The 13,216-nt window shown below is 69.3% G+C and carries 13 protein-coding genes; 3 read left to right on the plus strand and 10 right to left on the minus strand.

Going from position 1 to position 13,216, the window contains the following annotated elements; translation table 11 throughout:
• Nucleotides 1-27 precede the first annotated feature (27 nt).
• Both AB0I69_RS31505 and AB0I69_RS31510 read right to left on the minus strand, forming a co-directional pair.
• Nucleotides 28-1,563 (minus strand): YfcC family protein, encoded by a 1,536-nt coding sequence (locus AB0I69_RS31505; protein ID WP_363099127.1) that lies wholly within the window; start codon nt 1,561-1,563, stop codon nt 28-30.
• Nucleotides 1,560-2,915, minus strand: a complete 1,356-nt coding sequence (locus tag AB0I69_RS31510) for a M20/M25/M40 family metallo-hydrolase (RefSeq protein ID WP_363099128.1) — start codon at nt 2,913-2,915, stop codon at nt 1,560-1,562. Before AB0I69_RS31510 ends, AB0I69_RS31505 begins: the two co-directional genes overlap by 4 nt.
• A gap of 248 nt (nt 2,916-3,163) precedes the next feature.
• On the opposite strand from AB0I69_RS31510, the gene AB0I69_RS31515 reads away from it, so the two are divergent.
• Nucleotides 3,164-3,718 carry an RNA-binding S4 domain-containing protein gene (locus AB0I69_RS31515; RefSeq protein ID WP_363099129.1) on the plus strand — a complete coding sequence of 185 codons (555 nt, stop codon included), beginning with the start codon at nt 3,164-3,166 and terminating at the stop codon, nt 3,716-3,718.
• 66 nt (nt 3,719-3,784) lie between these two features.
• Here the strand turns inward: AB0I69_RS31515 and AB0I69_RS31520 are convergent, their stop codons facing one another.
• The 3 genes from AB0I69_RS31520 to AB0I69_RS31530 form a co-directional block, all read right to left on the minus strand.
• Nucleotides 3,785-4,255: a DoxX family protein gene (locus AB0I69_RS31520; RefSeq protein WP_363099130.1), complete on the minus strand. Its 471-nt coding sequence runs from the start codon at nt 4,253-4,255 to the stop codon at nt 3,785-3,787.
• A 94-nt stretch (nt 4,256-4,349) separates the two neighbouring features.
• Nucleotides 4,350-5,048, minus strand: coding sequence for a class I SAM-dependent methyltransferase (locus AB0I69_RS31525; protein WP_363099131.1), 699 nt, complete (start codon nt 5,046-5,048; stop codon nt 4,350-4,352).
• Nucleotides 5,049-5,160: 112 nt separating this feature from the next.
• On the minus strand, nt 5,161-6,075 hold the full coding sequence (locus tag AB0I69_RS31530) for an acyltransferase domain-containing protein (RefSeq protein ID WP_363099132.1): 915 nt from the start codon (nt 6,073-6,075) through the stop codon (nt 5,161-5,163).
• A gap of 70 nt (nt 6,076-6,145) precedes the next feature.
• Between AB0I69_RS31530 and AB0I69_RS31535 the strand changes: the two genes are divergently transcribed.
• Nucleotides 6,146-6,412, plus strand: a complete 267-nt coding sequence (locus AB0I69_RS31535; protein ID WP_363099133.1) for a DUF6343 family protein — start codon at nt 6,146-6,148, stop codon at nt 6,410-6,412.
• 15 nt (nt 6,413-6,427) lie between these two features.
• On the opposite strand, the gene AB0I69_RS31540 is transcribed toward AB0I69_RS31535, so the two are convergent.
• The 5 genes from AB0I69_RS31540 to rpsA form a co-directional block, all read right to left on the minus strand.
• Nucleotides 6,428-6,808 (minus strand): tetratricopeptide repeat protein, encoded by a 381-nt coding sequence (locus AB0I69_RS31540; RefSeq protein ID WP_363099134.1) that lies wholly within the window; start codon nt 6,806-6,808, stop codon nt 6,428-6,430.
• A 50-nt stretch (nt 6,809-6,858) separates the two neighbouring features.
• The gene (coaE, locus tag AB0I69_RS31545) at nt 6,859-7,479 is read right to left on the minus strand and encodes a dephospho-CoA kinase (RefSeq protein WP_363099135.1); all 621 of its coding nucleotides are present in this window, start codon (nt 7,477-7,479) and stop codon (nt 6,859-6,861) included.
• A 56-nt stretch (nt 7,480-7,535) separates the two neighbouring features.
• Nucleotides 7,536-8,474, minus strand: a complete 939-nt coding sequence (locus tag AB0I69_RS31550; RefSeq protein WP_363099136.1) for a PAC2 family protein — start codon at nt 8,472-8,474, stop codon at nt 7,536-7,538.
• Between the two features lie 135 nt (nt 8,475-8,609).
• Nucleotides 8,610-10,136: a flavin monoamine oxidase family protein gene (locus tag AB0I69_RS31555; RefSeq protein WP_363099219.1), complete on the minus strand. Its 1,527-nt coding sequence runs from the start codon at nt 10,134-10,136 to the stop codon at nt 8,610-8,612.
• A 303-nt stretch (nt 10,137-10,439) separates the two neighbouring features.
• Nucleotides 10,440-11,945, minus strand: a complete 1,506-nt coding sequence (gene rpsA / locus AB0I69_RS31560; RefSeq protein ID WP_200690747.1) for a 30S ribosomal protein S1 — start codon at nt 11,943-11,945, stop codon at nt 10,440-10,442.
• 396 nt (nt 11,946-12,341) lie between these two features.
• On the opposite strand from rpsA, the gene AB0I69_RS31565 reads away from it, so the two are divergent.
• Nucleotides 12,342-13,163 (plus strand): class I SAM-dependent methyltransferase, encoded by an 822-nt coding sequence (locus AB0I69_RS31565; RefSeq protein ID WP_363099220.1) that lies wholly within the window; start codon nt 12,342-12,344, stop codon nt 13,161-13,163.
• Nucleotides 13,164-13,216 lie beyond the last annotated feature (53 nt).

Below are 13,216 nucleotides of genomic sequence, written 5' to 3' on the forward strand. Positions count from 1 at the left end.
TACGGTTCGGGTGAGGATCGCGACGGTTCAGGTCAGGATCGCGCCGAACGCCACGAACCCGCAGATCATCAGGAACAGCAGCGCCAGCAACGGCCATACGAACCGCAGGTACTTGTCGTAGCCGACCTTGGCCAGCGCCACCCCGCCGATGGTGACCGCGGTCGTCGGCACCCAGAGGTTCATCCAGCCGCTGGCGGCCTGCCAGGCGGTGACGACGACCGCGCGGGAGACCCCGGCGAAATCGGCGAGCGGGGCGAGGATCGGCATGGCGAGGGTCGCGTGGCCGGAGGTGGACGGGATCAGGAAGGCGAGCGGCAGGTTCACGACGAAGACGATGATCGCGAAGACGCCGGAGGAGGTGCCCTTCACGATGCCCTCGATGGAGTGCAGCACCGTGTCCGTGATCTTCGAGTTGTTCATGATGACGGTGACACCGCGCGCCAGCACGATCACCAGGGCCGGGGAGATGAAGTCGGCGGCACCCTGGATGATCATCGAGCTGAGCTTCTGCTCGCCCATCCGCGCCACCAGCCCGATCAGCACGGCCGCGCACAGGAAGAGCGCCGCCAACTGCGGGAAGGACCAGCCGAGTTCGAAGCCGTACGGTTTCGCGTCCGCGTCGCCGGTGAGCGCGCTCGCCCACGGCACCACCGAGAAGATCATGAAGGCGAAGACCAGGCCCATGGTGATCAGAACTGCCTTGTGCAGACCGGCGAGTTGGGGTTCTTCAGCGGATTCCGGGACGTCCTCCTGGTTGTTGTCCCGGTCGCCGGGCAGGAACCCGGTGATCGACCGCTCGGGGTTCCGCTGCACGCGGCGCGCGTACCGGATGACGTACGCCACCGTCACCGCCGTCAGCACCACCCACATCACGAACCGCAGCACGATGCCGTCACCGAGCGAGATGTCCGCGGCGGAGGAGGCGACGCCGGTCGCGAAGGGGTTCACCGTAGAGCAGAGCACGCCGATCCCGGCGCCGAGGATGATCGTGCCGACGGCGACCATCCGGTCGTAGCCGAGTGCCAGCATCAGCGGCACGATCAGGCCGTAGAAACCGAGGGTCTCCTCGGCGAAGCCCTCGACCGTGCCGAGTACCGAGAAGACCACCATGATTCCGGCGATGAGCAACGCGCCGCGCTCGCGCAGCCGATGGGCGAGCCGGCCGATGCCCCGGTCGAGGGCGCCGGTCGCGAACACCACCGTGATGAACGCCCCGATGGCGAGCACGAACAGGAACACGCCCGCGCTGCCGTACAGTTCACCGGCCAGATGCGGGCCGACCTGGCCGGTCTTCTCGTCCTGGATGCCGTAGAGGCCGTTGATCGGCGCGAGGAACAGGTCGTTCAGGCGGTCGACGAAGCTCTGGCCGGAGTCGACGCGATGGTAGGTGCCCTGGATCGGGGCGCCCGAGGCGTTGCGGTCGTACTGGCCGGACGGGATGAGGAAGGCGAGCAGCCACACGGCGATCGTGACGATCGCGAGGACGGTCAACGCGCTGGGAAAGGTGAACTTCGGCTTGTGCGGCGGCTGTTCGGTGCTCTGCCGGGTCTCGGTGGTGCTCATGCCGTCGCCGCCCCGCCCCGGCCCTGGAAGTCGGCCGCGTACTTCTCCACGAACGCGCACATCGCCACGACCGTGTTCCGCAACTCCGAGAACAGCACCCGCTCGTTGGGCGCGTGCAGATTGCACATGCTGTCCTGCGCGCCGAACAGCAGCACCTCGGCGTTCGGCGCGGCCTGCGCGAGCCCGTTGACCAGCGGGATCGAGCCCCCGGTGGCGACATACGACGGCTCGGCACCCCACGCCTCCTGCAGCGCGGCGAGGGCGGCACGGTAGGCCGGGCCACCGGTCGCGGCCTCGTAGCCGGGGCCGGTGTCGCCCGGGGTGACGGTGAGCTGGATACCGAAGGGCTTGAGCGATTCGAGGTGCTCGACGAGCCGCGCCCGCGCCTCGCGGGGGTCCTGGCGCGGGTGGAAACGGAGGTTGAGCTTGGCACGCGCGTACGGCACGACCGCCGAGGCCGCGTGGTCGACGCTCGGCGCATCCAGGCCGATGACGGTGATCGCCGGCCCGCTCCACAACCGCTCGCCGAGACTCCCGCTCCCGATGAGCGGCACCCCGTCGCACACGCCCGCCAACTCGCGGAACTCCGCCTCCGTGTACGTCGTCCCGGTCCACTCCTCCCGCCGCAGCCCCTCCACGGCCACATCACCGTGCACGTCGTGCAGGGTGGCGAGGGCCTTGAGCAGCACGAGCAGCGCGTCGGGGGCCGCGCCACCGAACTCCCCGCTGTGGCGCGGCTCTTCAAGCGTGCGGACCTCCACGATCACCTCGGCAGCGCCGCGCAGTCCGGTGGTCAGGGTGGGGGTGCCGGGGCGCAGATTGCCCAGGTCGGCGATGACCATGGCGTCGCAGGCGAAGCGGTCGGCGTCGGTCGGCGGATAGGTGTCGAAGGGGCTGCCGTACTCCTCCTGACCCTCGAACACGATCTTCACGCCGACCGGCGGCCGCCCCTCGTACGCGCGCAGCATCCCGAGGTGTGCGATCACGTTGGACTTGTCGTCCGCGATGCCACGCGCCCTCAGTCCGCCCTCCACGGGGGTCGGCTCGAAGGGCGGCGACCGCCACAGCTTCTCGTCGCCCGGCGGCTGGACGTCGTAGTGCGAGTAGAGGAGAACGGTCGGGGCCCCGGGGCTGGGCGGCGGGATCTCCGCGAAGATCACCGGGGCCGTGTCGGGCAGGTCGATCCGCTCGATGTGCTCGACACCGGCCCCGCGCAACAGCCCGACGAGCAGATCGTGCGCCTCCTGCACCGGCCCGGCCGGAAACCCGGGAAAGGCCACGGAGGGAATCGCGGCAAGTCGCTCCAGGTCGGCCCGCAGGCCGTCCATCAGCGCGTCGACCTTCGCTGCCATGTCCACGTCCGACCTCTCGTCTCTACACCGACTGCGTCCGCTACGACCTCTGCGGCCTCTGCGACTTCCATGACCTCTGCGACTTCTCTTGCCTCCATGACCTCGGGAAACAGCCTCTGCGGTGCGGCCCGGGGGTGCATCCGGGGTGGGCCAGCGGGGTGTTGGCCCAGACCGTGGACGGCGTCCGTGGTCAGGTCGTCGGCCGAAATCCGCCGGAGCCGGTCGACCCGGGGCACTAAAGTCGAGGCATGGCTTCCGAGGGAGTGGACGAAACCGGCACGGACGACGGAACCGGCACCGCCGCGCCCGCTCCCGAACCCGACGGCGACGCGGTGGCCGCCGCCGAGGCCGCCGGTCCCTCGAACGGTGCGGGCGTCCGCGTCGACAGCTGGATCTGGTCCGTCCGCCTGGTCAAGACGCGCTCCATGGGCGCCGCCGCCTGCAAGGGCGGCCACGTCCGTGTCAACGGCGAGCGCGTGAAGCCCGCCCACTCCGTCCACGTCGGCGACGAGGTACGCCTGCGCCACGAGGGCCGGGAACGGATCGTCATCGTGAAGCAGGTGATCCGCAAGCGGGTCGGCCCTCCGGTCGCCGTCCAGTGCTACGTGGACAACTCCCCGCCGCCCCCGCCCCGCGAGGCCATCGCGCCGGCCGGCATCCGCGACCGCGGCACCGGCCGCCCCACCAAGCGCGACCGCCGCGACCTGGAACGCCTGCGCGGCCTGCCCGACCCCGGCACCGCTCCCGACGCGCACCGCGACACACATCGCGGCGACGCACATCGCGGCGGCACGCACCGGTGACCTCCGGCCCGGGCCCCTCGGCCCACCGAACGCCACCGCACCCTGCGCTCAACGGGACGGCACGGATCACGCCCGTCGTCGCAGCAGTCGCAGCAACTCCGCGTTCTGCCCCCGCCGTGCCCAGGCGATCAGGGCGAGCGGGATGATCAGGATCAGCGGTGTCGCCGCGTTCTGACCGTGGAACACAGTCATCTGCACGACGAAAGCACCCACCATCAGCGCGCTGAGCGCCATCGCCGCCACCGACTGCAGCCGCAGCCGTGGGATCAACAGCGCGACGGCGCCGGACAGTTCGAGCGCGCCGATGGTGTACATGGCCCCACTGCCCCAGCCGATCCTGTCGAAGGACTCCACGGCCGACGGGTGGGCGATCAGCTTGGGCAGCGCGCTCGCGATGCCGTAGAACAGGGCGAGCAGCACCTGCAGGACGCGCAGTGCGATCCGGGCACGGCGCCCGCGGGCGGTCGCGGACTCGGCGACGACGGTACGGGAGTCGGCGGAAGCGGCGGAGGCTACGGAAGCGGTGGTCTCGGACATGAGGGTCTCCTGTGGGAAGCGGTCCGTGCTGCTGTCACAGGGGTAGACCGACCCACGTCCCCGAACTCATCGCCGCCGCGCGTGACTTCCTTCGCTAGTCCGCCGCAACCGCCACCGCCCTCACCCATATCCGGTCCGGTGTCAGATAGCTGTCCACCTTCAGTCCGGCCTCCGCCAGTGCCTCCTCGAACTGCTCCGAGTTCAGCGGTCGGGAGAGAATCGTCTGGGTCCAGACCACGTCCGGGAACACATACTCCACGTGCACCGAGTTCACCCCGTCCCCGACCGGTTCCGCCGACACGACCCGGGCGGTGAAGCCACTGGGGTCGACCCGCTCGCGCGGCACGTTCGCGTGGAAGTCCTCGCCCTCCCGCTGGATCAGCACACAGCCGCCCGCCGCGACATGCCGTACGCAGGTCCGCAGCAGTGCGCGCCGCACCTCGACGTCCCCGGCGTGCACCAGGAACGACGCGAGCAGCACCACGTCGAAGGTCTCGCCCAGATCGAGGTTCTCGATCGGACCGCATATCGTGCGCGCCCCCCGGACCCGCTCCAGCATCTCGGCGGACTCGTCGACCGCCGTGACCGTGAACCCGCGCTCCAGGAGGGGGTGGGTCACCCGTCCCACCCCGCTGCCCAGCTCCAGGATGCGCGCGCCCGCCGGCACGGCCGCGCCGATGATGTCCGGCTCCTGACCGATCGGCAGCCGCGAGTAGAACTCCACCGCGCAGCCGTCCGGGGTGATCGCCCCGGGTCCTGTCCCCTCGTACCCCTCACGCATTTCGCTTCGCATGCCCGTCCAACGGACCGCGTCCGCACGCCCGTTCCCGACTCGCACTGGTTCACCCGTACGAGTCAATTCCCTTGGGACAGGCAACTGTTGGAGGTCGGAGCCGAGCCAGGGATCAGAGCGGGAACCACCCGTGCCCGAGGTACCAGTGCCCGCCCGCCCGCAGATGATCACCGACGGCCCGCTCCACGGACGTACCCCGCGGCAGGCTATCCACCGGCTGATCGGGATGGCCGAAGACGAACTGGACGGGCTCGGTGTCGGCCGGCTCGGTGTCCTCGCGGATCACTTGGAACCGCTCCTGGAAGCGGACGATGTTGGAGTCGGCGGAGAGGTACCGCTTCAACTGCGGGTCGAGCAGCCAGGAGTGGCAGGTCGCGACCTCATGGTGTTCCTCGGGGAAGTGCCGGGCGAAGAACGCGCGGGCCCGCTCCAGCGAGCGGTCGCACGCGGCCGGGGTGAGCGGCCCGGAGTAGTCGGGGATGTGCAGGTTCAGGCAGGGCGTCCCCGGCTCCACGTCCAGCCCGGCCGCCGTGAGCGCCTGCGCGGTGCGCTCGCCGAGCCGTGCCCGCTCGAACTGCAGCCGCCCCAGCTGGTACAGCTCGCCGCGGAAGTGCGGGACGAGCCACTGCGGGAACGGCAGCCCTCCCCCGCCGAACCGTCTGTGGTGCACCGCGATGTTGCGTCCCAGGTCGGCGAGGGTACGCCGGGAGACGTCGGCTGGGATGCCGCGTTCGCGGTGGTACGCGCGCGCGTGGGGCAGCGCGGCGACGAACACGAACACGGAGAAGTAGTCGCCGACCTCGGCCGGGGCCTTGGGCAGCCGCGCGAGCAACACCTCGGTGAGCCGTGTCCAGTGGCCGTGCTCACCGATGTCCTTCACCAGTTCTCCGACGCACTCCTCCAGGAGGCGCATCGCGTCGGGGTCCCGCGTCAACACCCGGCGCAGTCGGACCAGTTCGTTGATGTCCTCGTGGGGTACGGCGAGGTCGAGCAGGACCTCGGGCAGTTCGTCGGCGTCCGGCAGCACAGTGCGCTTCCCCTCCCTGTGGAGAACGTCCGACCCGAAGAGTACGTTGCAAGGAGGAGTAGTGATCCCGATGCGTACGGGCAGTGAGCCGACGACAGCGCGCAGTCCACTGCGGGCGCGGTTCTGGCTGAGCGTGTGGGGTCTGGTCTGGACGATCTTCGGCACGGTCGCCTTCGCACTCGCCGGACGCCCCGGGTGGGCGGCCGCCTGCGGAGCGCTGTGGCTGGTCGTCACGATCGACATGACCATGATCCTCAGGCACCTGCGCCAGGGCCCGCACTACCAGCCGGGCCGCGACATCCCGCCGTACCGACCGCCGGAGCACCGCCACCCCTGACCGGCAGGGGTGCGGCTACTCGTCGAAGCGGGCCGCCTTCAGGTACTGCGGCTTGGGATCGAGCGCGGCGGCCAGCCGGAAGTGGCGTTTGGCCTGGTCGGCGCGTCCCTGCCGCTCGTAGGTGCGGGCGAGCGCGAAGTGCGCGAACGCGTTGTCCGGCTCACGCTCCAGGACGATGGTGAACTCCAGCTCGGCCGGGCGCAGTTGCGCGGCGGCGAAGAAGGCACGCGCGCGCAGCAGGCGGGCGGCGGTGTTCTCCGGGTGCGCGTCGATGACGTTGTCGAGCAGCTTCACCGCGCCCCGCGGGTCCCGCGCGGCGAGCAGTTGCTCGGCGGCGCGGAAGTCGATGACATGCGTCTCCGGAGTACGTCCGGTTGTTCCGCTGTTCTCGGGCACGGCAAAGTCCTTCCCTCACTCGCACGTTTCAACGCACGGAGGAAGGACCGCTATTCCTGGGGTGGCTGCTGGGGCTCATGTGCCCTGCGCACGAGTTCGGCCCATACGTCCTGTACGCGCCGCTCCAGCGTCTCCAGGGGTACGTCGTTGTCGATGACGATGTCCGCGATGGCCAGCCGCTTCTCGCGTGTCGCCTGGGCTGCCATGCGCGCGCGTGCGTCCTCCTCCGCCATGCCCCGCAGCCGGACCAGCCGGTCGAGCTGGGTCTCGGGGCTCGCGTCGACGACGATCACCAGGTCGTACAGCGCGGCGAGGGCGTTCTCGGCGAGGAGGGGTACGTCGTGGATCACTACGGCGTCGTCGGCCGCCGTGGTTTCGAGCTCGCGGGAGCGTCTGCCGACCAGGGGGTGGACGATCGAGTTGAGTACGGCCAGCTTCTCGGGGTCGGCGAAGACGATGGAGCCCAGCTTCGGCCGGTCCAGGCTGCCGTCCGCCCCGAGCACGTCCTCGCCGAAGGCCTCGACTACTGCCGCGAGCCCGGGAGTTCCGGGCGCGACGACCTCGCGCGCGATGCGGTCGGCGTCGATCAGCACGCCGCCGTGGCCGACCAGCAGCCGCGACACTTCACTCTTACCGGCACCGATGCCCCCGGTGAGGCCGACCTTCAGCATGGACCGAAGCCTACGGCCTGTCACTGACAGGGCACTCGGTGACCGCCGGCCCGCTCCTAGCTGTCGCCCTCCCGCTCCGCCAGGAAGCGTTCGAACTCCTGCCCGATCTCGTCCGCCGACGGGATGTCGACCGACTCGGCGAGCATGTTGCCGCGGCTCTCGGCGCCCGCGGCGGCGTCGTACTGGTGCTCCAGGCCCTGGACGAGTGCCACGAGCTCCTCGTCGCCCTCCTGGATCTGGCGGTCGATCTCCGTCTGGGTGCGGTGGGCCTCGGTGCGCAGGGAGTGCGCGATGCCCGGGAGGACCAGTCCGGTGCCCGCCGTGATGGCCTCCAGGACGGTCAGGGCCGCGTCCGGGTACGGGGACCGGGCGATGTAGTGCGGGACGTGCGCGGCGACACCCAGGACGTCGTGACCGGCCTCCATGAGGCGGTACTCGACGAGCGCCTCGGCGCTGCCGGGGACCTGCGCCTCGTCGAAGGGGCTGCGGTGGCCCGGGACGAGGTCGTTGCGGTTGCCGTGCGGGGTGACGCCCACGGGGCGGGTGTGCGGGACGCCCATGGGGATGCCGTGGAAGTTCACGGACAGGCGGACGCCGAGCCGCTCCACGATCTGCTGGACGGCCGCTGCGAAGCGCTCCCACTCCACGTCCGGCTCGGGGCCGGAGAGGAGCAGGAAGGGGGCTCCGGTGGCGTCCTGGACCAGCCGTACGTCGAGAGTGGGCTCCTCGTACTCGGTCCACCGGTCGCGCTTGAAGGTGAGCAGCGGACGGCGGGCGCGGTAGTCCACGAGCCGGTCGTGGTCGAAACTGGCCACGAGCTGGTGGGGCAATGTGTCGAGCAGGCGTTCGACGATCTGGTCGCCTGTCTCGCCCGCGTCGATGTATCCGTCGAAGTGGTAGAGCATGACAAGACCGGCCGACTCCTGTGCGAGCGCCACATCGACGACGGCCAGGCCCTTCGGCTCCCATGCGTACAAACCCTGCGGATCAAGCACTGTGACCGCTCCTCCTCGTGTTCGTACTGCACAACGCCCTCCAGGGCATGGGCATTCCCACCCATGCCCCTGATCAGGCACCTCTTACGGGCTTTTCATGCACCGCTCCCCTGCGTCACCAGGAGAACGTCCACGTCACGAGGACAGCACGCGCGCGTGGAGTGCGGTCACGGCCTTGCGGGCGGAGGAGAACGCGCCGTGCTGCCAGGCATCGGTGTAGCTGAGCCAGTCGCCGGCGAAGTAGACGCGTCCCGTGGGGTCGTTGAGCGGCTTGTAGCGGGCGTCGTCGGGGCCACCGGGGGTGTCGTGCCACGCGGCCTCCAGGTGGGGCGTCTGACGCCAGTGGTGGGAGAAGGACGATGCCAGTTCGCTGCGGTACTTCTCCCCGTAGATCTTCACGCCCGCGGCCACCGCCCGCTCTTCCCGCCCCTTCGGGGTGAGCTTCGCGTAGGAGTCCGCGTTGTCGTCGTAGTTGTAGTACCCGATGAGGACGCCCCGCTCACCGTGGAAGCCGTAAGAAGGGTGCCAGATGTGGGTGACGTCCTGGTCGGTCTCGGTGATACCGCCGTAGATCCGGTGATCGAGCTCCCACCAACGGGACTTGTACTCCAGGCCGATCTTGGCGGCGGACGACGGGGTGATCGCCTCCAGTGCGGTCTGGACGCCGGAGCCGAGGTTGTGCGGGATCTTGGCGAGGATGTTGGGCGGCAGGGCGCCGACGCAGTAGTCGGCCTCGATCACCTTCGTACGGCCGCCCTGGGTGTAGGTGACCGAAACGCCGCTCCCCTTGTCGGTGATTTTCGAGACGGCCGCCCCGGTACGGATGCGATGCGCGCCGATCGCCCGGGTGAGAGCCTTCGGGATCTGGTCCATGCCGCCGACCGGCTGGAACATCAACATGGCCTGGTCGAAGCCGAATTCGAAGGAGAAGTAGCGGCCGACACCGCTGGCGAGGACCGCGGAGGCGGTGGGTATGTCCCCGAGCAGCACGCCCGGGGTGCCCGCGGCGGCCGGGACGGTCGAGTACCCGCGGAAGTCACCGCCCTTGTAGTCCAGTGTGTCGCCGAGTTCGCCCCAGCCCTTGAGGAACTCGACGAGCCGCTCCTGGTCGGTGGCGGTCAACTCCTTGTCCAGGGCGCCCTTGTCGGTGGCCTTGGCGAGCAACTCCGAGACATAGCCGTACACATCAGCCTTGGCTGTGCGGTAGCGCTCCGGCTTCGTCATGCCGGCGGACTCGTTGTAGATGTACGCGTCCGCGTTGACGTTGGTGAACACCTGGATGGGGACGCCGAGTTCACGGCAGTAGTCGAGGGTGATCATCCACTGCGGGATCCGCGCGGGGCCGCAGTTCATGTAGTGCCCGTCGGCGAAACGGGCGGTCTGCCGGTTGCCGTAGAGGTCGGTCGTCGTGTCGCCGCCGCGGACGGTGAAGTTACGGCCGCCGGTACGGTCCCTGGCCTCCAGGATCGTACAGTCGTAGCCGGCCTTGCCGAGTTCGTACGCCGTGGTCAGTCCGGCGATGCCACCGCCGACGATGACGACCTTGGCCGCACCGCGTCCGGTGAGTGTGAAGTCGCCGGCGTTCAAGGCGCGGAAGGGCTGTTCCCGCTGGGCGGCCTGCGCGGTGGGGGCGAGCCCCAGGGCCCCCATGGTGGCGAACATCGTGCCCGCACCACCGGTGAGACCCACGTTCCGCAGAAATGCACGTCGGCTCTGGTTCCTTGCCATTGTCCGGCTCCCCTTCTCCGATCATGAATGACCGAGGCAGGGTCCCAACAACCGGTTACGGCGCGGCAGTTACTGAAGTGTCCCGCACGTTTCTGCAAGGCCGGTGAAAAGCGCCCCTTCAGGGGCGCGGGGAACTGCGCGCTCAGCCCCCACCGGCCCGCAGCCGAATCACACGACCGAGGGGCCGCACCCCGAAAGGTACGGCCCCTCAATCAAGAACTACTGCTCAGTGGGCGTTCAGCTCTGCCCACCCGCCAGCTTCTCACGCAGGGCGGCAAGCGCCTCGTCCGACGCCAGCGCACCGGAGGTGTCCGCACCCTCGGAGGAGTACGAACCGCCGCCGCCACCGGCCGCGGCCGGAGCCGCACCCGGGGTGTCGACGCCCTCGGCCGCCGCCTGGGCGTCGGCCTCGCGGGACTTGATGACCTGCGCCTGGTGCTGCTCGAAGCGCTGCTGCGCCTCGGCGTACTGGTGCTCCCACGCCTCCCGCTGGGTCTCGTAGCCCTCGAGCCAGTCGTTGGTCTCGGGGTCGAAGCCCTCGGGGTAGATGTAGTTGCCCTGGTCGTCGTACGACGCGGCCATGCCGTAGAGCGTCGGGTCGAACTCGACCGAGGCCGGGTCGGCACCGAAGGACTCGTTGGCCTGCTTCAGGGACAGCGAGATCCGGCGACGCTCAAGGTCGATGTCGATGACCTTGACGAAGATCTCGTCGTTGACCTGGACGACCTGCTCCGGGATCTCCACGTGGCGCTCGGCCAGCTCGGAGATGTGCACCAGACCCTCGATGCCCTCGTCCACGCGGACGAACGCACCGAACGGAACCAGCTTCGTGACCTTTCCGGGCACGACCTGGCCGATCTGGTGGGTGCGGGCGAACTGCTGCCACGGGTCTTCCTGGGTCGCCTTCAGCGACAGGGAGACGCGCTCGCGGTCCATGTCCACGTCGAGAACCTCGACGGTGACTTCCTGGCCGACCTCGACAACCTCGGAGGGGTGGTCGATGTGCTTCCAGGACAGCTCGGAGACGTGGACCAGACCGTCGACGCCACCCAGGTCCACGAAGGCACCGAAGTTGACGATCGAGGAAACCACGCCGGAGCGGACCTGACCCTTCTGGAGGGTCGTGAGGAACGTCTGGCGGACCTCGGACTGGGTCTGCTCCAGCCAGGCACGGCGGGACAGGACCACGTTGTTGCGGTTCTTGTCCAGCTCGATGATCTTGGCTTCGAGCTCCTTGCCCACGTAGGGCTGGAGGTCGCGGACACGACGCATCTCGACGAGAGAAGCCGGCAGGAAGCCACGGAGGCCGATGTCGAGGATGAGTCCACCCTTGACGACCTCGATGACGGTACCGGTGACGATGCCGTCCTCTTCCTTGATCTTCTCGATGGTGCCCCAGGCGCGCTCGTACTGGGCGCGCTTCTTCGAGAGGATCAGGCGGCCTTCCTTGTCCTCCTTCTGGAGAACAAGGGCTTCGATCTCGTCGCCGACCTTGACGACCTCGTTCGGGTCGACGTCGTGCTTGATCGAGAGCTCGCGGCTCGGGATGACACCTTCGGTCTTGTAACCGATGTCGAGCAGGACCTCGTCCCGGTCGACCTTCACGATGACGCCGTCGACGATGTCGCCGTCGTTGAAGTACTTGATCGTCTCGTCGATCGCGGCGAGGAAGGCTTCCTCGTTACCGATGTCGTTGACCGCTACCTGCGGGGTGGTGGCGGTGGTCTCGGTGCTGCTCGTCATGTGGGAAAGGGCTCCGGTACGGACATTGAAGTCGTAGGTACTGCTCACGCCGAGAGCCTTTTTCGCTTCGCTCTGCAGAAGGCCGGACAGCCAAGGAAGCGCCAGTTCAGAACACCGGGGTGTCCCGTTGGCGCCTCGAAAACCGAGGGGTCATACATACAGATGCGAGCGCAACCTGCTACGTCTGAGGTGCGCAGGCCCGCAGCGCAACTTGTAGCATACGGGGGCAGCCAGGCAGGGTCAATGCGCGAAGGCGCACACCCGGGGCGGATCGTCGCATACCCGGCACAAAACGTGTCCCGCGAGGCCACGCAGGCCTGACACACCCCTTCAGTGACGCCACCGGGGACAGCCGCACCGTAGAGGTGACGGAAGAGTACGACGAGGGAGCCGATCATCCAAGAGCCCGATACGTTCGAACCGGAAGCCACCCGGCGTGACGCCGACGTCACCGAGAGTTCCCGGGCCAACCGGGGCTGGTGGGACCGGAACGCGGACGACTACCAGGTCGAACACGGCACGTTCCTCGGCGACGACCGCTTCGTGTGGGGCCCCGAGGGCCTCGACGAGGTGGAGGCCGAACTGCTCGGCCCGGCGGAGGAGCTGAAGGGCAAGGACGTCCTGGAGATCGGCGCCGGCGCGGCCCAGTGCTCGCGCTGGCTGACCGCCCAGGGCGCCCGTCCGGTGGCCCTGGACCTCTCCCACCGCCAGCTCCAGCACGCGCTGCGCATCGGCGGATCGTTCCCTCTGGTGTGCGCCGACGCGGGCGCCCTGCCTTTCGCGGACGCCTCCTTCGACCTGGCGTGCTCGGCGTACGGGGCGCTGCCGTTCGTCGCCGACCCGGCACTGGTGCTGCGCGAGGTGCACCGGGTGCTGCGGCCCGGCGGCCGGTTCGTCTTCTCGGCCACGCACCCGATCCGCTGGGCCTTCCCCGACGAGCCGGGCCCCGAGGGACTGACGGTCTCCGCTTCGTACTTCGACCGCACGCCGTACGTCGAGCAGGACGACGAGGGCCGCGCCGTATACGTCGAGCACCACCGCACCCTCGGAGACCGCGTCCGCGACATCTCGGCGGCGGGCCTGCGCCTGGTGGACCTCGTCGAGCCGGAGTGGCCGTCCTGGAACACCGCCGAGTGGGGCGGCTGGTCTCCCCTGCGCGGCAACCTCATCCCGGGAACGGCGATCTACGTGTGCGAGCGCGACCGCGCGAACGACTGAGGGGCTGACGGAACGCGGGCACGCGCGCGTAGAGGTCGTTTCGCACGGCGTAC

Origin of the sequence: Streptomyces sp. NPDC050508 (assembly GCF_040655155.1) — a bacterium.
Classification (GTDB): Bacteria; Actinomycetota; Actinomycetes; order Streptomycetales; family Streptomycetaceae; genus Streptomyces.